Raw genomic sequence first — 22,331 nt, forward strand, 5'->3', positions numbered from 1 at the left:
CTCCCCGTTCTTCGCGCAAGCGCTCATCCGTGCTCCCCCTTCTTCGCGCAAGCGCTCATCAGAAGTATCCCTCGCGCTTCCGATCCTCCATCCCCGCCTCGGAGATTCGGTCGTCGGCCCGGGTGGCGCCGCGTTCGGTGAGCCGCGACACCGCGGTCTCGGCGATGACCTCCGAAACCGTGGCCGCGATGGACTCGACGCAGCCGGTGCAGGTCACGTCGCCTACGGTGCGGAAGCGAACGGTCTTCTCGATGACCTGTTCGTCCTTGCGCGGCTGCATGTACTTGTGCACGGCCAGCAGCATGCCGTCGCGCTCGAAAACCTTGCGCCGATGGGCGTAATAGATCGACGGCAGCTTGATCTTCTCGGCGCCGATGTAGGACCAGATGTCGAATTCGGTCCAGTTCGACAGCGGGAAAACGCGGATGTGCTCGCCCTTGTGATGGCGGCCGTTGTACAGGTTCCACAACTCGGGGCGCTGGGCCTTGGGATCCCACTGGCCGAACTCGTCGCGGAAGCTGAACACGCGCTCCTTGGCGCGGGCCTTTTCCTCGTCGCGGCGGGCGCCGCCGAATGCCGCGTCGAACTTGTTCTCGCGGATCGCGCGCAGCAGCGTCACCGTCTGCAGCGGGTTGCGCGACGGGATGGTCTCAACCACGCGGCCCGCATCGATGTCGTCTTGCACCTTGGCGACAATCAACCGCACGCCCGACTCCGCGACCAGTTCGTCACGGGTGGCGAGGACCTCTTCGAAATTGTGTCCGGTGTCGACGTGCATGACGGGAAACGGCAGCCGCCCCGGCTGAAACGCCTTGAGCGCCAGGTGCAGCATGACGATCGAGTCCTTGCCGCCGGAGAACAGCAGCACCGGACGCTCGAACTCAGCGGCGACCTCGCGAATGATGTGGATCGCTTCGGCCTCGAGCGCCCGTAAATGGCTCAGCTCGTATCGGCCGGAAGCCTGCGCAGGCTCCTGCAAGATCGTCATTTATTCCTCGTAAAGTTGGTAGATCTAACCAGAATAATAGGCTTAACTCGTCATGGAACCAGCGCTGGCCTGCGATGTCAATAATTTCGCTCGCCGAGCGTGCGAGAACTCACCGATTTTGCCGGCGTGTCGGCCGCAAACACGCCCGGTCGCGGATACGGGGGGTGTCGCTGGTCGTTACCTCTGAGGTAATTGATCTGCCTGCGGTGGCCCCAATACTGGGAGGTATGTCCCTTCCCGCAGCAGCTCAGACCGGCGCCGAGGTCATGGCGCAATTCATCCCCGCTTCGCCGTTCGCCGCCAAACTGGGCGTCGTCGCCGAGGTGCTCGAAGGCGACGAGGTGCGGTTGCGGATGCCGTTCGACCCGACGAACGTGACGGTCGGCGACATGGTGCACGGCGGCGCGATCGCCACGCTGGCCGACATCACGGTGATGGCCGCCGCCTGCCGGCGCCGAGGTACCCGCCTCGCTGCGCGGTGTCACCACGTCGATGGCGATGCAGTTCCTGGCGCCGGCGCGGTCGACCGATCTCATCGGCGTGGGCCGTGTGCTGCGGCGCGGCAAGACGCTGGTCAACGTCGACGTCGACGTCGTGACGCCCGACGGTGAACCGGTGGCGAAGGCTATCGCCACCTACAAGATCGGCTGAGCGGGCTGACGCGCGCTCGCCAGGCCCGCGAGCGTGCGCAAACTCCCGAATTTTGTCGGCGTGTCGGCCGCAGACACGCACGGTCGCCGCTACGGGGAAGGGCCGCCGCTACGGGGAAGGACCGCCGCTACGGGGAAGGACCGCCGCTACGGGGAAGGACCGCCGCTACGGGGAAGGGCCGCCGCTACGGGGAGAGGTTTCCCGCTGCGCGGGTCAGGCCGTCACTTCCTTCAGCTTTCCGGTCGCCACATCGAAGACGAACCCGCGCAGGGACTCATGCTTGGTGACGAACGGGCTGGCCTTGATCCGCCGGATCGACTGACGCACATCCTCCTCAGGATCGGCGAACGACTCCGCCGCCCACTCCGGCTTGATGCCGGTCTCCTCCTGGATCTGCCGCTTGAACTCGTCGTCGGTGAACGTCAGCATGCCGCAGTCGGTGTGATGGATGAGGATGATCTCCCTGGTGCCCAGCAGCCGCTGACTGATCGCCAGCGAACGGATCTCGTCGTCGGTGATGACACCGCCGGCGTTGCGAATGACATGGGCCTCGCCGTCCTTCAGACCGAGGATCCGGTACACGTCGAGACGGGCGTCCATGCACGCCACCACCGCGACATGCTTGCTCGGCGGCATGGGCAGCGGGCCGGAGAAACTCTTCGCGTACTCCTCGTTGTTCTTCAGGTACTCGTCGGTCACCGTCATTGGAGACTCCTGTTCGTCCGCACAGTGCACTCGCAAACAACCCGACGATAACAACACGGGCAAGCCGCGCCACGGGTCAGAATCACGCCGATTGTTGGAGATCGTAGACGGTGGCACCGCCGACCTCCACCGGTGTGAAGTGCGCTTTCACCCACGCGGTGATCTCGCCGGCCGCGCCGTGGTTGCGGTGCCCCGGCGGGCCGAAATGTCCACCGTCGATGAAATACCGCACTTCGTGGTTGGCGACGTAGTCCTGGAACTGCGCCAGCGTCGGCGAATTGTCACCGCCGGTGAACCCGCCGATCGCCATGATCGACGCGCCGGTGTTGAGTTCGAGGTCGCTGGCCAGAAACGAGCCGATTGTCGCTGCGGCCCAACGGTTGGCGCGTCCCTGCACCAACTCCGCCAGCGCGGCGTTGTCGACCATGTGGCCGCCCGGCCCGCCCGGTCCTGGCCCGAACGCGTGTCCCTTACTCGGCCCGGACATCGAGATCGGCCCGTTGTGCGGGGTCGCGACGGTTTCGACGGCATAGGCGGCCGGCGCTGCCGAAGCGAAAACGATTGCGCCCGCGGCCATGACGGCCACCGTGCGCCCGCGCCGCTGCGCGCCGACGACGAGCATCACCGCCGCGACCAGCGACCCGACGAGCACGATCCAGCGCAGCGCCGGCAGCCATTCGGGGGTTCTGCCCAACAGCACCCAGGCCCACACACCCGTCGCCGCCGACATCGTCGCCAGCACCAGCCGCGCCCACAGCCGCTCCCTCACCCGCCACAGCTCACACACCGAGATGCCCAGCACCGCAGCGATTCCCGGGGCCAGCGCGACCGTGTAATACGGGTGGATGGTGCCGTCCATGAAGCTGAAGACCGCTGCGGTCACGAGCAGCCAACCGCCCCAAAGCAGCAGGCTGGCGCGAACCGCGTCCGTGCGCGCGGCCTTCCGGGTCAACCACAGCGTCGCGGCCAGACCGATCAGCGCGGCGGGCAGCAGCCACGACGCCTCGGTGCCCATCGACATGCCGAACATCCGACCGATACCCGGCTCGCCGCCGAAGAACAGATTCCCCATCGCCCCGGGACCACCGTGCCCGCCGGGCGGTGGGCCAGGAGGACCGCCACCGGCTGGCCCACCATGGCCGATCATGCGTTGAAGCCCGTTGTAGCCCAGCGCCAATTGCAGCAGGCTGTTGTCGGTCGATCCGCCGATGTACGGCCGCGACTGGGCAGGCCACAGGCTCACCAGCGCCACATACCAGCCCGCCGATACGACCAGCGCGGCCGTGCCGACCAGAAGTCTCCCGGCGCGCTGCCACAGCCCGACCGGTGCGGCGACCAGAAACGCCAACGCCAGGCCGGGCGCCACCAGGAACGCCTGCAACATCTTCGTCAGGAACGCAAAACCGAGCGCGCATCCGGCCAACGCCAACCACTTCGTGCCCGCCGTCTCGATCGCTCGCACGGTGAAGTACGCGGCGGCCACGAGCAGCAGCACGAGCAGCGCGTCGGGGTTGTTGTAGCGGAACATCAGCGCCGCAACGGGTGTCAGCGCCAGCACCCCGCCCGCGATCAGACCCGCCGCGGGACCGCTGCACCGTCGCACGGCCCCGAACAGCAAGGCAACGGCTCCGACACCCATCAGCGCCTGGGGCAACAGCATCGTGAACGGCGTGAAGCCGAAAAGCCTGCCGGACAACGCCATCACCCATAGCGCCGCAGGCGGCTTGTCGACGGTGATCGCATTGCCCGGGTCGTGCGAGCCGAACAGCCACGCGGTCAGGTTCTGCGTGCCCGCCTGTGCCGCCGCCGCGTAGTAGCTGTTGGTCCAGCCTGCCGAGCCCAGCCCCCACAGATACAGCACCGCGGTGGCCGTCAACAGCGCCAGCAGCGCGGGCCTGACCCAGCGAGGCTGGCGCTCCCGCACGTCATCTGACGCCGCGGGCGTCGGCGCGTAGGGGTCTGCGGTGATCGTCATCGTTTGGATTCCCTCATGTTTGGCATGTCAGCGGTTTCGTCGCGGGTGGAACACCCAGCCGCGCAGCAGCAGGAACCGCACGACGGTGGCGATCAGGTTGGCCGCGACCACCACGACGGCGTCGACGTAACGGCCGGAAGCGGGTATGAGCGCGTGCACGGCGGCCAGCGACCCGCTGGTGATGGCGAGCGCGATGCCGAACACGATGAGCCCCTCGACATGGTGCCGCCCGACCCTGCGACGACCGACCACGCCGAAGGTGAAGTGACGGTTGGCTGCGGTGTTGGCGATCGCGGTGACGAGCAGCGCGATCAGGTTCGCTGCCTGCGCGCCGAGCGGACCGTGCAGGATCATGAACAGCAGCAGATACGCAGCGGTCGAGGCGATCCCGACGGCGGCGAACCGCACCGAGTGCCGCAACAGTGACCCGGGTACAGCGTCGCGTGTCGAGCCGAGTTGCGCCGCAAGGGTGTGCACCGGGATGGTGCCTCTGGTGAAGCCGTGCAACAACCGGGCGATGCCCTTCAGATCCGCCTTCGCGGTGGCCACGATGTCGACCCTGCTGTCGGCGTCATCGACCCAGTCCACCGGCACCTCATGAATACGCAGACCGGCGCGTTCGGCGAGCACGAGCAGTTCGGTGTCGAAAAACCAGCCGGTGTCACTGATGTGCGGCAGCAGCCGATATGCCACGTCGGCGCGGACCGCCTTGAATCCGCATTGCGCGTCGGAAAAACCGGCAGCCAGAGTCGATTTCAGAATCAGGTTGTAGCAGCGCGAGATGATCTCCCGCTTCGGCCCGCGCACCACGCGTGCGCCGCGCCCGAGCCGGGTGCCGATCGCGAGGTCCGAGTGGCCCGAGATCAACGGGGCGACCAGCGGGGCGAGCGCGGCAAGTTCGGTCGACAGGTCGACGTCCATATAGGCCAGGACGGCCGCGTCGGATTTCGACCACACGGCCTGCAGCGCGCGACCGCGGCCCTTCTCCTCCAGTCGGACGAAGCGGACGTCGGGCAGCTCGGCGGCCAGCGCCCGGCCGATGCGCGGCGTGTCGTCGACGCTGGCATTGTCGGCGATCGTGATGCGGGCCGGAAACGGGAACTCTTCGCGCAGGTGGCGGTGCAGGCGATACACCGAGTCGGCCAGCGCGGCTTCCTCGTTGTAGACCGGGATCACCACATCGAGCACGGGCACGCCCGCGGCGCGCGCCACGATCGCCGCATTCGGCCGTGGCTCGAAGCGGGCCCGTGGGCCTGCGCTGGCGTCGGGTTGTACGGCGATGTCGGTCATGAGTCCAATCGTCGGGGTGCAGTCTGTTGAGGCTATTGGTCGAAGCTATGTGTCAGCTATGAGTTCTTCGGGCCCCGCGTCAGGTCGTAGATGATCGCGCGGTCGATCGTCATCGGTGTGAAGTGTGTCTCGACCCAGTCGGCGATCGCGGTCGCTTCGCGACTGCCCGACGACGCCGCACCCCAGCGCCCGAACGTCAGACGGCCGCGGATGAAGTAGTGGATGTCGTTGTCGGCGACATACCGCTGGAACTCTGCCAGTGTCGGCGAGGGATCCGTTCCGTTGAAGCCGCCGACCGCCATGACGGGCGCGCCGGTGGCCAACTGGTAGCCGGCCGCGTTGTTGGAGCCGAGCGCGGCGGCGACCCACGTGTAGTCGTCCGCGTCGGCGGCGAGCGTCGCGGTCAAGCCGGGTCCGGGAGTCGACGCGTTCAACAGGCCGCCGGGCCCCATCGGTGAAAAGCGATGCCGGGCAGGCCCGACCGACGGTATCGCGCCGGTGTGCGGAGTCGCGGCGGTCGCGACTGCGTACGCCGCTGGCGCCGCCAGGGAGACCACAACAGCAAGAGCGGCCACCGCCCGCGCGCTCGTCGCGCCGAGTTGTCCGGAAACGAGCAGCAGGGTCGCGGCGGCCACTCCCCCGACGGCGACGACGGCGCGCAGCCATGGCAGCCATCCGTCCGCGCGGGACAGCAGCACGCACGCCAGCACCGCCGTGACCAACACGATGCCAGCGAGGGCGGTCGCCGCGGGCGGGCAAAACCGGTGGCGCCACAACAAGGTTGAACCGATACCGACGACGGCTCCGATCGCCGGTGCGAGCGCCACCGTGTAGTACGGGTGCACGATGCCGTTCATGAGACTGAACACCACCGCGGTGACCAGCAGCCAGCCACCCCAGATGATCGACGCGGCGCGGGTCGTATCGGTTCTCGGTGCGCGCCGGGTGGACACCGCGATGGCCGCCAGGCAGATCACCGCCGCGGGCAGCAGCCACGCGATGTCCGCGCCCATCGCATGCCCGAACAGACGTGCCCAGCCGACGTCGAAGTTCATGTTGCCGAGTCCGCCGGGCTCGTCGCCGGTCAATCGCCCGATTCCGTTGTAGCCCAACGTCAGTTCCAGGATGCTGTTGTGCTGCGATCCGCCGATGTAGGGTCGCGAGTCCGACGGCCACACCTCCACCAGCAGCAGGTACCACCCGGCGGAGACCACCATCGCCACGGCGAAGACGGCGATGTCGAGCAGCCGACGACGCAGGGGTCGGTGGCCCGCCACCGCATACGCCGCGACGAATCCCGGCAGGACCAGAAACGCCTGCATCATCTTCGCCAGGAATCCGAACCCGACCGCAACACCAGCGCCGACCAACCACCAACGGCTGCTGTCTTTTTCGCATGCTCGCTGGGTGCAGTACGCAGCGATCACGAGCAGGAGGACCAGCAGCGCGTCCGGGTTGTTGAACCGGAACATCAGGGCCGCGACCGGTGTCAACGCCATCACAGCGCCCGCCAGCAGCGCGGCGGCCGGTCCGCTGACGCGTCGGACGGCGGCGTACAGTACGGCGACCGCCGCCACACCCTCGAGGGCCTGCGGCACCAGGATGCTCCACGGGTTCAGCCCGAAGATGCGCACCGAGACGTCCATGATCCACAGCGCGGCCGGAGTCTTGTCGACGGTGATCGCGTTGGCGGCGTCACTGGATCCGAACAGCATGGCCGTCCAGTTGCTCGCCCCGGCCTGCGCTGCGGCCGAGTAGAAGCCGTTGGCCCACCCGCTGGCCGACAGGTCCCACAGGTACAGCACGGCGGTCGACACCAGCAACGCACCCAGCGCAGCCCTGTGCGGCCACCCGTCAAATCGCATGCCTGAGGCCGATTTTTGTTCGATCGAAGCGTCCCGGCCTTCGCGTGGGCTCAGTTCGGCCTCGAGAAGCGGGGTCACCGGTCAAGCATCGTCGGCGCGGCTAGGCGCCCGATTTGGCCTCGCTGTGGCTTGGCTGTGAATTGACGGGTAGCCGCACCACGAATTCGGTTTTGCCGGGACCGCTGTGCAGGTCGATGGTGCCGCCGTGGGCCCGCACCACCGCCGCGACGATCGCCAGGCCGAGTCCAGTGCTGCCGCCGCGGCGCGAGCGCGACGAATCGCCGCGCGCGAACCGCTGAAACACCTCGGGCTGCAGCCATCTCGGAATGCCGGGACCGTCGTCGGTCACGGTCAGCACCGCGGTTCCGTCTTCGACCGTCAGCGCGGTGGTGACGGATGTGCCCGGCGGGGTGTGAGTGCGCGCATTGGCGAGCAGGTTGGCCAACACCTGATGCAGCCGAGCTTCGTCGCCCCTGATGACGACGGGCTCCTCGGGCAGGTCGAGTGACCACTTGTGCTCCGGCGCGGCGATGTGGGCGTCGCTGGCGGCGTCGACGACGAGCCGGGTCAGGTCGACCCGCTCGTGCTCAAGTGGTCGGCCGGTGTCGAGCCGGGCCAGCAGGAGCATGTCCTCGACCAGTTGGGTCATCCGCTCGGTTTCGGACTGCACGCGGCTCATCGCGTGCGCGACGTCGTCGGGCAACGCTTCTTGTTTGCGTTGCGCGAGTTCGGTGTAGCCGCGGATGGCCGCCAACGGTGTGCGCAGCTCATGGCTGGCGTCGGCGACGAACTGCCGGATCCGAGTCTCGCTCGCATGTCGTGCAGCCAGTGCGCCCGCGATCCGATCCAGCATGCGGTTCAGCGACGACCCGAGTTGACCGATTTCGGTGTGCGCGCTCGCCGGATCCACCTTGACGATCGGGGTGGGCAGGCGAACCTCGCCGCGGTCCAGTTCGAGATCGGCGACTTGCCGCGCGGCCGCCGAGACGCGTGACAGCGGTTGGAGTTGGCGCCGAATGATCAGGATGCCCGCCGTTGCCGCGGCGCCGAGCACGACCACACCGACCACGCAGAACATCACCAGCACGGACAGCAGGGTGTCGTCGACGTCGGAGGTCGGCAGCCCGGTGACGATGGCCTCCTGCGGTCCTCGCGAGTGGTTGGCGATGACCCGGTACCGGCCGAGGCCGTCGAGTTCGACGGTCACCGGGTGGCGGTTCGGCGCCAGCTCGGCAAGCTGCTGCGCGGCTTTCGCGCTGATTTCGGCCCGAGCGCCGTCGGCGGTGATGACGCCGGCGTCGACGGGTCGGCCCTGATCGATGACAGCGCCGACGGTGCGGGTGGCTTGTCCGGGCGCGTTGAGGAATGCGGGGCCGGGGCCGTCGTCTTCGCGAATGATGATGCGGCGCGGGAAGTCCGGCCGTCCGATGCCCGTCCCCGGCGGTGGCCGATGTGGCCCGAAGCCCGGCGGGGGCGGCGGGCCCAGCTCGTAGATGATGGCCGAGCGACGCCCCGCCTCGATCACCTGCTGGTCTAGCTGATGCATCAAAAAGCGTTGCAGCGCAAACTCTGTCGCGACACCGATGCCCGCGCACACCACCGCCAGCAGAACTATCTGGGTGACCAGCAGGCGGGCCCGCAGCGACCAGGTCCGCGGTGATCGGAGCCGAGTCAACAGGCCTGGACGCTCAGCTGGCGGGTTTGAGGACATACCCGGCCCCGCGCAATGTGTGGATCATCGGCGCCCGGCCGCTATCAATCTTCTTGCGGAGATAGGACACATACAGCTCGACGATATTGGACCGGCCGCCGAAGTCGTAGCTCCACACCCGGTCCAGGATCTGCGCCTTGGACAGCACCCGCTTGGAGTTGCGCATCATGAACCGCAGCAGCTCGAATTCGGTGGCGGTCAACGAGATCGGATCTCCGCCACGGGTGACCTCGTGGCTGTCCTCGTCGAGTACGAGGTCGCCGACGACGAGTTTGGCGCCGCCTGCCTCACTGGCAACTCCGGTGCGACGGAGCAGCGCGCGCAGCCGCAGCACGACCTCTTCGAGGCTGAACGGCTTGGTGACGTAGTCGTCGCCGCCGGCGGTGAGTCCGGCGATGCGATCCTCGACCGAATCCTTGGCCGTCAGCAGCAGCAGGGGCAGGCGCGGAATCCGCTCGCGCAGCTTGCGCAGCACCTCGAGGCCGCTCATGTCGGGGAGCATGACGTCGAGCACGACCACATCGGGCGGGTTGTCCTTGGCGAGCGCGATCGCGGTGGCCCCGTCGCCCGCGGTCGCGATCTCCCAGCCTTCGTAGCGAAGCGCCATCGACACCAGCTCGGCGAGCACCGGTTCGTCGTCGACGACGAGCACATGGATCGGTTTGCCGTCGGTGCGGCGCATCACCGTGCGTTCGGGTTCGTTGCCGTTCCCGCTCACACGCCTCCGTTCGTCATGCCCACGGACACATTATTCGCCTACGCCGTTAGCGCCGGCTGTGCCATTTCTGTGTGCCAGCTGTGAGGCATGCGCCGCTGAGCCGACATCCAGCTCATTCACAGCCCGCACACATGTCTTGCCTGCACATTGGACCGGTGAGCGAGCCGCAGGACCGGAGTTGGAACCGACGACAGACGCTGGCGGCCGTCGGAGTCGCCCTGGTGATCGGAGGTGTGGGCGGTGCGGCCGTCTACTCCGCCACCGAGGGGCAGCCGCGCGGCATGGGCGGACCGCCGCATATCGCGAACGCTCCGTCGCACGCCGCGCCGTTTCGCGACGTCAACGCGCCGCCGGTGCCGGCGGCCGCGCCCGCGCCGCAGGCACCGCCTGAGCCGGGCGTCGTCGGGGCGCTGCACGGTGAGTACGTCGTGCCCGACGGGCACGGCGGCTTCATCACCAAGCTGACACAAACGGGGATCGTCGACGAGGTGACCCCGAAGGAGGTCGTCATCCGCAGCGACGACGGATTCACCCAGATCTACCAGTTTCCGTCCACCGCGGCGGCCTCCACGCGACAACTCGACCCCGAGAGCACCGTCACCGTGGAGGCGACACGCACCGGCTCGACGGTGACGCTCAACCGCATCGGCAGCGCGCCACCGCCGGGCAACTGATCAGGTGCGATCAGCCGGTTACGGGCCGAAGCCGTCCGGCGGCTCGGCCGTGTGTTCGGGTACCGCGACCGACGTCTCCACCTCGGTCCCCGCCTTCTCGACGGTGCTGGTCTCGCCCATCGTCATGTGCGGGTCGGACACGAAGGTGGTCGAACCGCTGTCGCCGCTACTCAGGGCCACCGTCAGCGCACCCATCGCGACCACCGCGCTGGCGCCGACAGCGGCGGACACCACTTTCAATTTCTGCGAAATCATGTGACAACTCCCCTTTTCTCTTGCGCCCTTTTCTCTTCGGCCCTTTACGCGCAGGCGTGCAGAGTTAGTGCTGCTCCGCAGTCGGCGGGAAAGTCGACGGAGTCGTAGTGATCGGTGGCACTACGACGGAGGTCTGCGGACCCTCCATCTCCGTCGTGTCGGTGACCGTCTCGCCGGTTGTGATCTCCGACGTTGTCACCGGGCCGGGTGGCACGGGCGTCGGCTCTTCAGCGGCGCTCACGTCGCTGAATGCCACACCCAGGGCCCCCATGGCCACTACGGCACCGGCACCGACCCCCGCCGACGCCAACTTTAACTGTTTCGAGTTCACCTGTGACCACCCCCACACGGTCTTCGGTCATCCGTCCCGTCGATCGGGACGGCGGGTCGAACAGTGTGTAAAAAGGGGCCGCCGACGACCCCTCCGGGAGGGGTAGCCGGAGGGGTCTGCGCTAAAACGTCGTCGGGCGGGCTGACGGCCGCTACTCGGCGGCCGCTTCCTCCTTGGGCAGCGGCGCGGGCCCCTTGATGGACGGCACCGCGAACGATGTCGCTACGACCGTGTCGGCTTTGCCCGAAGCGGTGGTCGTGGCGGGAATTGTCATCTTGCCCACCGATGCGACGTCGGTTTGGCCGGTATGGACCGCTTGCTGGTCGATCGTCATCGCGACGGCGCCCATAATCACCATGGCGCTGCCGCCGATCACTGCGGCGGCCAACTTGGCGGTATTTCGATTTTGTGAATTCATTTCGTACCTCGATTCGGGGTGGCTGACTCGCCCCGCCTGCGTGGCGAACCGTGAACATGCAGGTAGGACCAGTGAAGCGGGCTTTTCTGGAGCAGCGCTTAAGACCGGGTAGGAATTAGCTAGCCGCGCCGCGTCGCGGGCTGAAGCGCCGTCGGCGCAGCCATCTCTTACCCTGTGCGCATGCCTGTAGTGGGACCTCGCCGATGACGCGGTTCCTGGCGCGCCGGCTGCTCAACTACCTCCTGCTGCTGATCCTGGCCTCGTTCCTGACCTTCACGTTGACGTCGCTGTCCTTCAAGCCGCTCGACAGCCTGTTGTCACGCAACCCGCGGCCGCCCGAGACGGTGATCCAGGCCAAGGCGGCCGAGCTCAACCTGGACAAGCCGATCCCGGTGCGATACGTGCAGTGGGCCTCCGGTGCGGTGCGCGGCGACTTCGGCACGACGGTCACAGGTCAACCGATCGCCGATGAACTCGGCAGGCGCGTCGGCGTCAGCCTGCGGTTGCTGGTCATCGGCGCGGTGCTCGGCACGCTCATCGGTGTGGTCGTCGGAGCGTGGGGAGCCATCCGCCAGTATCACCTCAGCGACCGGGTGATCACCGTGCTGTCGTTGTTGTTGCTGAGCACGCCGGTGTTCGTCATCGCCAACCTGTTGATCCTCGGGGCCAACCGGGTGAATTCGCTTCTCGGCGTGCAATTGTTCGAATACATCGGGGAGACCTCCCCCGATGCGGTCGGCGGGGCGTGGAACCAGTTCGTCGACCGGCTGCAACATCTGGTGCTGCCCACGTTCACGCTGGCGTTGATGGGCACCGCGGGATACAGCCGCTACCAACGCAACGCGATGCTCGACGTACTGGGACAGGACTTCATCCGCACCGCCCGCGCCAAGGGCCTCACCCGGCGACAGGCCTTGTTCAGGCACGGTATACGCACCGCGCTGATCCCGATGGCGACGCTTTTCGCCTACGGGGTAAGCGGTTTGGTGACCGGAGCGGTATTCACCGAGAAGATCTTCGGCTGGCACGGCATGGGTGAATGGGTGGTGCAGGGCATCGCCACGCAGGACACCAACATCATCGCCGCCGTGACGGTGTTCACCGGCGCCGCGGTGTTGTTGGCGGGGCTGCTCTCCGATGTCATCTACGCCGCGCTCGACCCGAGGGTGCGGGTGTCATGACCGAGCCGATCACGACCGAGGACGCCACAACTGCGCAGTCCGGGCTGGACGCCGCCAAGTTCGCGTCACGGCGAACGCTGGTGTGGCGCCGCTTCTTACGCAACAAGCCCGGGGTGGTGGCGTTGGCCATCCTGGTGTTGTTCTTCGTCGGCTGCTACGCCCTGCCGCCGCTGCTGCCCTACAGCTACACCGATCTGGACTACTACGCGCTGCAGCAGCCACCGAGCACGACACACTGGTTCGGCACCAACGCGTTGGGCCAGGATCTGCTGGCGCTGACGCTGCGGGGCACGCAGAAGTCGATGCTGATCGGCGTGTGCGTGGCGGTCATCTCGACGGTCATCGCCGCGACGGTCGGCGCGATCGCGGGCTATTTCGGCCGCTGGCGCGATCGCGCGTTGATGTGGATCGTCGATCTGCTGCTGGTGGTGCCCAGCTTCATCGTGGTCGCGATCGTCACACCGCGCCTCGGCGCCGCCGACCGCGTGTTCTGGCTGATCATCTTGTTCTCGGTGTTCGGCTGGATGATCAGTTCCCGCATTGTGCGGGGTATGACGCTGAGCCTGCGGGAACGCGAATTCGTGGTGGCAGCAAGGTATATGGGCGTGGGCGGCTCGCGGATCATCATCCGGCACATCCTGCCCAACGTCGCGTCGCTACTGATCATCGACACCACGCTCAACGTCGGCACCGCCATCCTCGCCGAGACAGGGTTGAGCTTCCTGGGCTTCGGCATCCAGCCGCCGGACGTGTCGCTGGGCACTCTGATTGCCGACGGCACCAACTCGGCGACGACGTTCCCGTGGGTGTTCCTGTTCCCCGCCGGGGTGCTGGTGTTGATCATCTTGTGCGCCAACCTCGTTGGCGACGGGTTGCGGGACGCACTGGATCCGAGCGCGCGTCCGCTGCGGAGGAGTCGCGGGTGAGCCTGCTGGAAGTGCGTGACCTGACGGTGGCCTTCCCGACCGAGACCGAGCGGGTGACGGCCGTGCGCGGCATGAACTATCACGTCGACAAGGGTGAAGTGGTCGCGCTGGTCGGCGAGTCGGGTGCAGGTAAGTCGGCGAGCGCGATGGCGGTGGTGGGACTGCTGCCCGCGTACGCCGAGGTGTCGGGATCGGTGCGGTTGCACGGCGATGAACTGCTCGGCCTTTCCGACGAGCGGATGTCGCGCATCCGCGGCAAGACGATCGGCACCGTGTTTCAGGACCCGATGTCGGCGCTCACCCCGGTCTACACCGTCGGCGACCAGATCGCCGAGGCGATCCGCGTACACAACCCCGACACCAGCCGCGCGGCCGCGCGGACCCGCGCCGTCGAACTTCTGGACCTCGTCGGCATCGCCCAGCCGGAACGGCGGGCACGCGCCTTTCCGCACGAGCTGTCCGGCGGCGAACGCCAGCGCGTGGTCATCGCGATCGCCATCGCCAACGACCCCGACCTGTTGATCTGCGACGAGCCGACCACCGCGCTGGATGTCACCGTGCAAGCGCAGATCCTCGAGGTGCTCAAGACCGCCCGCGACGTCACCGGCGCGGGCGTGCTGATCATCACCCACGACCTCGGCGTGGTCGCCGAGTTCGCCGACCGCGCGCTGGTGATGTACGCGGGCAGGCCGGTGGAGACGGCATCCGTGCGTGACCTCTACCGTGACCGCCGGATGCCCTACACGGTGGGGCTGCTGGGATCGGTGCCCCGACTCGACGCCGCCCAGGGTGCGCGGCTGGTGCCGATTCCGGGAGCGCCGCCGTCGCTGGCCGCGTTGCCGCCCGGCTGCCCGTTCACGCCGCGCTGCCCGCTGGCCATCGACGAGTGCCGCGCCGCCGAGCCGGAGTTGATCGAGGTCGGCCCCGACCATCGCGCCGCCTGCATCCGGACCGAACACGTCGCCGGGCGCAGCGCCGCCGAGATCTACGGGGTGTCGACGACCCCTGCCGCCGCGGATCAGGTCGGCACCGACGCGCCCGTGGTGTTGCGGGTGCGGGATCTGGTGAAGACCTACAAGCTGACCAAGGGCGTGGTGCTGCGCCGCACGATCGGCGAGGTGCGCGCCGTCGACGGCATCAGCTTCGAGCTTCAACAGGGCCGGACCCTGGGCATCGTCGGCGAATCCGGGTCGGGCAAGTCGACGACGCTGCACCAGATCCTGGATTTGTCGAAGCCGCAGGCGGGCTCCATCGAGGTGCTCGGCCACGACGTGGCGACACTTTCCGCCTCGGCGCGGCGGGCCCTGCGCGGCGATCTGCAGGTGGTGTTCCAGGACCCCGTCGCGTCGCTGGACCCGCGGCTGCCGGTCTTCGAGGTGCTTGCGGAACCGTTGGCGGCCAACGGGATCGACAAGAAGCGCATCGACGACCGGGTCGCCGAGCTGCTGGAGATCGTCGGCATGCGGCGCGCCGACGCCAGCCGCTACCCCGCCGAGTTCTCCGGCGGCCAGAAGCAGCGCATCGGCATCGCCCGCGCGTTGGCGCTGCAGCCCAAGATCCTGGCGCTCGACGAGCCGGTCTCGGCGCTCGATGTGTCGATCCAGGCGGGCATCATCAACCTGCTTCTGGATCTGCAGGACCGGTTCGGGCTGTCGTATCTGTTCGTCTCGCATGACCTGTCGGTGGTCAAGCACCTCGCGCATCGGGTGGCGGTGATGTACAAGGGCACGATCGTCGAGCAGGGCGACGGCGATCAAGTGTTCACGCGGCCGCAGCACGAATACACTCGCAAGTTGCTGGCCGCGGTGCCGCAACCCGAACCCGACCGCCGCTAAAGTCGATGCCCATGGATCTTAAACGGGCGCGAGCAGACACAGAATCGCATTCAGGCCGCGGCATCGGTGCGATTGTGCGTGTGCTCGCGATGGGACTGGCAGCGATGCTCGTGGTTGCCGGCTGCTCGAGCGGCGAGCAGGAGGCGCCACCGGCCGAGGGCAACGCCGAGCTCGGCAAGGCCAGCGACATCAACCCGCAGGACCCCGCGAACCTCCGCCAAGGCGGAAACCTGCGGCTGGCGACGGCCGGCTACCCGTCGAACTTCAACCCGCTGCACATCGACGGCAACGAAGCCGACACGGGGGCCATGCTGCGCGCCACGCTGCCGCGCGCGTTCCGCGTCGCCTCCGACGGGTCGACGACGGTCAACACCGACTACTTCACCAACGTCGAGCTGACCAGCGAGAACCCACAGGTCGTCACCTACACCATCAATCCGAAGGCGGTCTGGAGCGACGGCGCGCCGATCACGTGGGAAGACATCGCGTCCCAGATCAATGCCACCAGCGGCAAGAACCCCGAATTCCGCATCGCCGCCACCAACGGGGCCGACCGCGTCGAGAAGGTCACCCGTGGCGTCGACGACCGCCAGGCCGTGGTGACGTTCGCTCAGCCTTTCTCGGAATGGCGAGGCATGTTCGCAGGCAACACCATGCTGCTGCCCAAGAGCATGACCGCCAACCCGGAGGTGTTCAACACCGGCCAACTCGACCGGCCTGGACCGTCCGCGGGCCCCTTCATGATCTCCGGACTCGACCGCACCGCGCAACGAATCACGTTGACGCGCAACCCGAACTGGTGGGGCGATCCGCCCCTGCTGGACAGCATCACCTACCTGGTGCTCGACGACAAGGCGCGCATCCCTGCGCTGCAAAACAACACCATCGACGCCACGGGCGTCACCTCGCTGCCCGAACTCACCACCGCGCGCAACACACCGGGCATCTCCATTCGACGCGCGCCAGGCGCGAGCTGGTATCACCTCACATTCAACGGGGCGCCGGGAGCCATCCTGTCGGACAAGGCGTTACGGCTTGCGGTTGCCAAAGGCATTGACCGCCAAGCGATCGTCAACGTCGTCCAGCGCGGCCTCGTGGAGACACCGACCGTGCTGAACAACCACATCTTCGTCGCCGGGCAGGAGGGCTACCAAGACAACAGTGCACCGGTGGCCTACGACCCGGAGAAGGCCAAACAGGAACTCGACGGGCTCGGATGGCGGATGAACGGGCAGTTCCGTGAAAAGGACGGCCGCCAGTTGGTGATTCGCGACGTGTTCTACGACGCCGACACCACCAAGCAGGTCGCCCAGGTTGCACAGAACAGCCTCGCGCAGATCGGGGTGAAGCTCGAGCTCGACGCCAAGGGCGGCACTGGCTTCTTCACCAACTACATCATCCCTGGCGACTTCGACATCGCCCAGTTCACCTGGGTCGGCGACGCGTTCTCGCTGTGCTGCCTGAACCAGATCTACACGACCAACGCCGAAAGCAACTTCGGCAAGATCAGCAGCCCTGAGATCGACGCGAAGGCCGAGGAGACGTTCGACGAACTCGATCCCGTCAAGGCCCGCGCCTTGGCCAACGAGATGGACAAGCTGATCTTTGAGATCGCGTTCAGCCTCCCGTTGTTCCAGTCGGCAGGCAACGTCGCGGTGCGCAGTAACCTGGCCAACTTCGGGCCGGCCGGCATCGGCGATCTCGACTACACCAAGATCGGCTTCGTGAAGTAGCAGGCCGTGAGACTCACCGCGGCTCGGTGTCGGTGCGGCGGACCTGCTTGACCCACGGGTCGGCCAGCATCGCGTTGACTGCGTTGAGCAACTCGGCGTCGGGGCCGACGATGCGACCCGTAAGCTGGTGCGTCACGGTCTCGATGCGCTGCAGAAACCCGCGAAATGTGTCCCTGGCGGCGTGCTCATATGCCGCCGTAGACTCATGACGCCCCAAATCGCTAGTGGTGGTGTGTGTTTCGTCGCACAGATACATCGCGTGCTCTCGCACCACCCATACCAGGGTCTGCATCTGATCGAAGTCGAGCAAGATGTCGCCGTCGCCGTCTTCGGTCAGACCGACTTCGAGGATGTAGTCGATCTGCTGAAGCGCGTTGAGCGCGTTCTCGATGTGGGCGGTCTGCGCGCGGAACTCGAACGGCGGGACCGGGACCATCAGCGGCTGCATCGCGGCGGTGCGTGCCGCTTCGGCCTGCGCCTGCCGGATCGCGTCCTCGGCCGCGGCGTAGGCCCGCGCCACCTCCGCCTCGGCGGCCTCCTGTGCGGCGGCCGCTTCGCCTTTGGCCCAGCCACGCGCCGCGGCCACCTGCGATTCGGCGTCGGCCCGGACACGTTCGAGTTCGCGGCGTAGCTCCTGCATCGCCTTCTCGGCGGCCTCGCTGGCCTCGGTGCGTTCGGCCACCCGTTGCCTGGCCCGCGCCTCGGCGGCGGTCGCCCGCTCGCGCGCCGCCGCGATCTCGGCTTCCGTGTCGGCGCGGGTGCGGTCAAGCTCGGCTCGCAACTCCTGCAACGCCTTCTCGGCGGCCTCGCTGGCCGCCGTGCGTTCGGCGGTCCGCTGTTGGGCCCGCGCCTCGGCGGCGGCGGCCTGTTCGCGTGCGGCGGCGATTTCGGCTTCGGCGTCGGCGCGGACCTGTTCCAGCTCTGCGCGCAGCGCCTGCACCTCGCGTTGGTGCGCCTCGGCGACGGCCGTGCGCTCGGCGGCCCGTTCTGCGTCTTTCTGAGCGGCCTGCTGCTGCGCGGTGCGGGCCTGCGCCCGTGCCGCCTCGGCGGTGCGGGAGAACTGCTCGGCTTCGGCTCGGGCGGCCGCGGCTGCCGCCTCAGCGTCCAGCTTGTCCTGGTATGCGTCGCGGGCGTGGCCTTCGGCGATGCGCCGCTGGTGATCCGCGGCGACCAGTTGCATCAGCGGCGAAAGCCGCTGTCCGGCAGGGACATTGCGCGCGCGACGCTGAATCAGTTCACGCTCGGTCATCGCCGCCACCGCCACCAGTTCCGGCGGCGGCGTCTTGCCGCGGCGCTCGGCGGCCTGTACCGCGTCCACCGCTGCGCGACGGGTCAGCGCGGCCCACTCCTCGACGCTGAGGTCGCCGATGTGGCTCAGTGTCGCCGTCATCGCCTGCGCCGCCGTTCACCGGTCGCGACTTCTGTTGCCGTCGTTGGCGCTTCGTCGGGTGCGGGTTGCCTATCAGGCTGCTTGTCGGATTGTTTGGCAGGCTTGCCGTCCGACGGTGTGGTGGCTTCTTGCGCCGAAGTCAATTGCGGGGTCGGGCTTTTCGCGGTGGTCGGCTGGGTCTGCGGACCCGGCGCCTTTGCGGCGAGTTCGGCCAGCGGGCCGCCCTGCTGCGCCAGGATCAGCGCGAACTGATTCTGGTAGACGGTGACGGCGTCGGCGAGGGTTTCGTCGCCGAGGCGTTCGGCGTCGCGCAGCAGGCCCCGCAGGATCGCCATCGCGAGTTCCGGGCCGAGGCCAAGAGTGGCGCCCTCATGTGAGGCCGGTTCGATGCCTGCGGTCTTGACCAGCCACTTCAGCGTCTCCCAACACTGCGCGGTGGCGGCGGCATGCTGCTGGGCGTCGCGGACTTCTTCATGATGACGCTCGCGCTGCTCGAACTCGCGGTCGAACCTCTTGCCCGCCCGTCGACCTGCGTATAGCGCGGCGCACAACACAATCAACGCCGCGACCACAGCCGCAGTACCGGCGAAGCCCGGTGAGACGAGGAACTCGTCCAGCGGCGGCGCCTGAATCGCCTGGGAAATGGTGGTCATCCGCCTCATTTTGCCGTATCGGCGCTCTGCGCCATGACGCGATTCCTGTTTACGAGGTGACCCGCTGCAGCGCGCGGGGTATCGCTGCGGGTAACGCCGATTCGACGACGGCGGCGGCGCCGAGCGCCCCGACCAGCAGCCGAACGCCGAGGCCGGGTGGCTTCGCGTCCAGTTCCTTGGCCCGCGCGGGCAGCGAAGCGGTCGTGCCTGCGCACGTCGCTTCGAGGATGTCGAGAGCGGCCCGTTCGCGGGAATCGATGGCGCTGTGGCCCGCGGTCGCCAATTCGACGAGCACCGCGCCGGGGATCAGCGACACGATCTTTTCGGCGACCGAGCGCGGGGTGATGAGGTCGCGGCCACCGGAGATGACGACCGTCGGCCAGCTGAACTTCGGCATCTCTGCGGCCAGATCGTAGGGCTCGGCCTCGAATTCCACTGATTCGACAGCCATCTCGCGGAACGCCACCGCCGGGTCGAGCGGCTTGCCGTCGGGTGTCGCGCCATAATTCAGTTCCCGAAAACCGATGCGGCCGACCAGGTCCGGTTCGTTGCGGTAGGGCGTCTTGCGTTCGAACATCAGTTGCGACGCCCGATTGAGAAGCGTCCAGAGGACGTGGCGGCCCTGCAGCAGAAGGTCGAGTTGGCGAGTCAGCACCGTGGGCCCGGCGAGACCGTAGACGGCCGCGGTCAATTGCCCGGCGGCAGGGGTCAATACGCCGTCGCCGACCAGTTTGCGCACCTTCGGTGCCAGGTCGGCGGCCTCGGGCACCGCGCCGTCCCACAGCACGCGGCGCGTTTCGTCGCGCACAGCGTCGATGTCGCGCGCCGACAACACCGGGGAGTCGAGCACCATGGCCTGCACCCGATCCGGGTGACGCGCGCCGACTCCCGCGGCCAGGTAGGTGCCGTAGGACGTGCCGTAGATGACCGCCTTGTCGGCTCCGGCGTCGTCGAGAACGGCGGCGACGTCGTTGACGGCTTGGTCGATGGTGAGTGCTTCCGGCGGGAGGTCGGCGCCGTCGTCGTCGTGACGGGACATCCCCACCCCGCGGTGGTCGATCATGATGACGTCGAGTCCCCGGGCCGCCGCGTGCCTGCGCAGCCCCCGATACAGCCCGACCGAGGCCGCACCCGGGCCGCCGGGGATGATCACCACGGGCGTCGTCGACCTGGGCCCGCTGCGGGCGTAGAACAGGTCGAATTCGTCGTCCCTGCCGGGTGCCACCGGTCGCCGCACCGAGCCGACGCCCGGCAGCGCGGCCAGCTTGTCGTGCGCGCGGCGGCGCTTGGCGTTCATGGTCATTGCGACCATTCTCCCTGCGCGCGGGCGGTGACTGCGCGAACGCCGCCGCGAGTTCCTACGGCGAGAAGACGCTAAAGTTCCCCTTGACCTGGGCTTTTGCGGGCATTGCTGTCTGCTCGCGCTATGAGGTGAGCCCTCGCTTCGAGGTGAGTCCGCGCGGATTGGGCCGGATTAGGCACGGATGAGGTCGGCGGCCTTCTCACCGATGAGCACACTGGGCGCGTGGGTGTGGCCGCGAACGATCGCGGGCATCACCGACGCGTCGGCCACCCGCAGCCCGTCGACACCGCGGACCCGCAACTGCGGGTCCACCACGCTGGCCTCGTCCTTGCCCATCCGGCAGGTGGCGACGGGATGGTAGAGCGTGTGCGACTGCGCGGTCAGGGCCGTTTCCAGCGTTTCGTCGTCGAGGCTCGTCGCGCCGCGTGGCCGGGCGATGGCGCCGAGCACTGCGCACATAGAAGGCGACTGGGCGATGCGGGCCGTGATTCGCAGTCCCGCCATCAGCGCGGCCCGGTCGGCGCCGGCGTCGTCGCTGAGGTATTGCGGGTCGATGATCGGCTTGTCCATCGGGTCGGCCGACCGCAGCGTGATGCTGCCGCGGCTGCGGGGCTTGACCAGGATCGGCCCGATCACGACGGCGTGCCGGTCGTACGGGTCGCCGATGCCTTCGTCGAAGAACGGGGCGGGCGCGAAGATCAGCTCGAGGTCGGGCACGTCGAGATCGGGGCGGCTGCGGACGAAGCCGTACGCCTCGCCGACGTTGGAGGTGAGCATGCCGCGTCGCCGCAGCAGGAAGTTGGCCAGCTGCAGCGGCTTCTCGGCGGCGACCAGCGTGTCGGCCGTGGACACGTCGAACCCGACGGGCGCGACGAGATGGTCCATCAGGTTCTGGCCGACCTCGCCGACGTCCGCGACCACGTCGATGCCGTGCTTGGTCAGCTGCTCGCCGTCGCCGACGCCCGACAGCATCAACAACTGCGGGCTGTTGACTGCGCCGCAGGCCAACACGACCTCGCGGCGGGCCCGCACCACCCGCCGCTGGCCGAGCTGGATGAACTCGACTCCGACCGCGCGCCGCCCGTCGAACAGCACGCGGGTGACGGTCGCCTCGGTATGCAGCGTCAGATTCGGCCGCCGCAGCGCGGGTTTGAGGTAGGCGTCGGCGGCACTCCACCGGGCGCCTCTGCGCTGGGTGACGATCGTCTGGCAGAAGCCCTCCGGCGCATCGCAATTGGGGTTCTCGACCGAGAAGCCGCAGTCCTACACGGCGTTGAGGAACGCCGCGGTCGACGGGCACGGGCTGCGCAGCGGGGAGATGACGAGCGGGCCCGCCTCGATCCTGTCGAAATACTTCGACACATGCGCGAAGTCCCAATCGGGGCCGGCCAGTTCACCCCACTCGTCGTAGTCGGCGGCGAATCCGCGCACCCACATCATCGCGTTCATCGACGACGACCCGCCCAGCATCTTGCCGCGCGGCCAGTAGATCCGGCGACCGTCGAGTTGCTTCTGCGGTTCGGTCAGGTAGTCCCAGTCGACCTCGCTGCGGAACAGCTTCGAGAACGCCGCGGGGATCCGGATGAACCTGTTCTTGCCCCTGGGGCCGGCTTCGAGCACGACGACCGAGACGACGGGATCTTCGCTCAGCCGGCCGGCCAGCACCGACCCGGCAGAACCCGTTCCCACGACGACGTAGTCGGCCTCCATCCGCGGCAGTCTAGGAGGT

The 22,331-nt window shown here is 67.9% G+C and carries 18 protein-coding genes and 2 pseudogenes; 6 read left to right on the top strand and 14 right to left on the bottom strand.

Features of this window, described 5'->3' with window-relative positions:
- Window positions 1-58: 58 nt before the first annotated feature.
- Window positions 59-988 (bottom strand): sulfate adenylyltransferase subunit CysD, encoded by a 930-nt coding sequence (gene cysD, locus CQY20_RS08950; protein WP_097939723.1) that lies wholly within the window; start codon window positions 986-988, stop codon window positions 59-61.
- 227 nt (window positions 989-1,215) lie between these two features.
- Here cysD and CQY20_RS08955 point away from each other — a divergent pair.
- Window positions 1,216-1,639, top strand: a pseudogene (locus tag CQY20_RS08955) (PaaI family thioesterase).
- 213 nt (window positions 1,640-1,852) lie between these two features.
- Here the strand turns inward: CQY20_RS08955 and CQY20_RS08960 are convergent.
- The 6 genes from CQY20_RS08960 to CQY20_RS08985 all read right to left on the bottom strand — a co-directional run bounded on the left by CQY20_RS08960 (window position 1,853) and on the right by CQY20_RS08985 (window position 9,867).
- Window positions 1,853-2,344, bottom strand: a complete 492-nt coding sequence (locus CQY20_RS08960) for a beta-class carbonic anhydrase (RefSeq protein WP_097939724.1) — start codon at window positions 2,342-2,344, stop codon at window positions 1,853-1,855.
- Between the two features lie 82 nt (window positions 2,345-2,426).
- Window positions 2,427-4,319 (bottom strand): ArnT family glycosyltransferase, encoded by a 1,893-nt coding sequence (locus CQY20_RS08965; protein WP_097939725.1) that lies wholly within the window; start codon window positions 4,317-4,319, stop codon window positions 2,427-2,429.
- A gap of 27 nt (window positions 4,320-4,346) precedes the next feature.
- Window positions 4,347-5,609, bottom strand: coding sequence for a bifunctional glycosyltransferase family 2/GtrA family protein (locus tag CQY20_RS08970; RefSeq protein WP_097939726.1), 1,263 nt, complete (start codon window positions 5,607-5,609; stop codon window positions 4,347-4,349).
- Window positions 5,610-5,665: 56 nt separating this feature from the next.
- Entirely contained in the window at window positions 5,666-7,474 is a 1,809-nt protein-coding gene (locus CQY20_RS08975; protein WP_097939747.1) for a glycosyltransferase family 39 protein, read from the bottom strand.
- A gap of 100 nt (window positions 7,475-7,574) precedes the next feature.
- On the bottom strand, window positions 7,575-9,185 hold the full coding sequence (locus tag CQY20_RS08980) for a sensor histidine kinase (protein ID WP_097939727.1): 1,611 nt from the start codon (window positions 9,183-9,185) through the stop codon (window positions 7,575-7,577).
- Entirely contained in the window at window positions 9,163-9,867 is a 705-nt protein-coding gene (locus CQY20_RS08985; RefSeq protein WP_097939748.1) for a response regulator transcription factor, read from the bottom strand. Before CQY20_RS08985 ends, CQY20_RS08980 begins: the two co-directional genes overlap by 23 nt.
- A 191-nt stretch (window positions 9,868-10,058) precedes the next feature.
- Here CQY20_RS08985 and CQY20_RS08990 point away from each other — a divergent pair, with 191 nt between their 5' ends.
- Window positions 10,059-10,577 (top strand): hypothetical protein, encoded by a 519-nt coding sequence (locus CQY20_RS08990; RefSeq protein ID WP_097939728.1) that lies wholly within the window; start codon window positions 10,059-10,061, stop codon window positions 10,575-10,577.
- 18 nt (window positions 10,578-10,595) lie between these two features.
- Here the strand turns inward: CQY20_RS08990 and CQY20_RS08995 are convergent, their stop codons facing one another.
- The 3 genes from CQY20_RS08995 to CQY20_RS09005 all read right to left on the bottom strand — a co-directional run bounded on the left by CQY20_RS08995 (window position 10,596) and on the right by CQY20_RS09005 (window position 11,581).
- A complete protein-coding gene (locus CQY20_RS08995) occupies window positions 10,596-10,832 on the bottom strand; it encodes a hypothetical protein (RefSeq protein WP_097939729.1) in 237 nt (78 codons plus the stop codon).
- Between the two features lie 64 nt (window positions 10,833-10,896).
- Window positions 10,897-11,103 (bottom strand): hypothetical protein, encoded by a 207-nt coding sequence (locus tag CQY20_RS09000; protein WP_234816161.1) that lies wholly within the window; start codon window positions 11,101-11,103, stop codon window positions 10,897-10,899.
- A gap of 211 nt (window positions 11,104-11,314) precedes the next feature.
- On the bottom strand, window positions 11,315-11,581 hold the full coding sequence (locus CQY20_RS09005; protein ID WP_133119050.1) for a hypothetical protein: 267 nt from the start codon (window positions 11,579-11,581) through the stop codon (window positions 11,315-11,317).
- A 203-nt stretch (window positions 11,582-11,784) separates the two neighbouring features.
- On the opposite strand from CQY20_RS09005, the gene CQY20_RS09010 reads away from it, so the two are divergent.
- The 4 genes from CQY20_RS09010 (at window position 11,785) to CQY20_RS09025 (ending at window position 17,256) form a co-directional block, all read left to right on the top strand.
- Window positions 11,785-12,762: an oligopeptide ABC transporter permease OppB gene (locus CQY20_RS09010; RefSeq protein WP_097939731.1), complete on the top strand. Its 978-nt coding sequence runs from the start codon at window positions 11,785-11,787 to the stop codon at window positions 12,760-12,762.
- The gene (locus CQY20_RS09015; RefSeq protein WP_097939732.1) at window positions 12,759-13,688 is read left to right on the top strand and encodes an oligopeptide ABC transporter permease OppC; all 930 of its coding nucleotides are present in this window, start codon (window positions 12,759-12,761) and stop codon (window positions 13,686-13,688) included. Before CQY20_RS09010 ends, CQY20_RS09015 begins: the two co-directional genes overlap by 4 nt.
- Window positions 13,685-15,523 (top strand): oligopeptide ABC transporter ATP-binding protein OppD, encoded by a 1,839-nt coding sequence (locus tag CQY20_RS09020; protein WP_097939733.1) that lies wholly within the window; start codon window positions 13,685-13,687, stop codon window positions 15,521-15,523. The genes CQY20_RS09015 and CQY20_RS09020 overlap by 4 nt, the downstream gene beginning before the upstream one ends.
- An 89-nt stretch (window positions 15,524-15,612) precedes the next feature.
- Window positions 15,613-17,256, top strand: coding sequence for an oligopeptide ABC transporter substrate-binding protein OppA (locus CQY20_RS09025; RefSeq protein WP_234816164.1), 1,644 nt, complete (start codon window positions 15,613-15,615; stop codon window positions 17,254-17,256).
- 13 nt (window positions 17,257-17,269) lie between these two features.
- On the opposite strand, the gene CQY20_RS09030 is transcribed toward CQY20_RS09025, so the two are convergent.
- From CQY20_RS09030 to CQY20_RS09045, 4 genes and pseudogenes are all read right to left on the bottom strand, one after another.
- Window positions 17,270-18,646, bottom strand: a complete 1,377-nt coding sequence (locus CQY20_RS09030) for a hypothetical protein (protein WP_097939734.1) — start codon at window positions 18,644-18,646, stop codon at window positions 17,270-17,272.
- Complete coding sequence (locus CQY20_RS09035) at window positions 18,643-19,299, bottom strand: hypothetical protein (protein WP_097939735.1); 657 nt, start codon at window positions 19,297-19,299, stop codon at window positions 18,643-18,645. Before CQY20_RS09035 ends, CQY20_RS09030 begins: the two co-directional genes overlap by 4 nt.
- Window positions 19,300-19,348: 49 nt before the next feature.
- Window positions 19,349-20,602 carry an alpha/beta hydrolase gene (locus CQY20_RS09040; RefSeq protein WP_097939751.1) on the bottom strand — a complete coding sequence of 418 codons (1,254 nt, stop codon included), beginning with the start codon at window positions 20,600-20,602 and terminating at the stop codon, window positions 19,349-19,351.
- 171 nt (window positions 20,603-20,773) lie between these two features.
- Window positions 20,774-22,312 (bottom strand): annotated as a pseudogene (locus tag CQY20_RS09045) (GMC family oxidoreductase).
- Window positions 22,313-22,331 lie beyond the last annotated feature (19 nt).

Origin of the sequence: Mycolicibacterium agri (assembly GCF_002553505.1) — a bacterium.
GTDB classification, from domain to species: Bacteria; Actinomycetota; Actinomycetes; order Mycobacteriales; family Mycobacteriaceae; genus Mycobacterium; species Mycobacterium agri.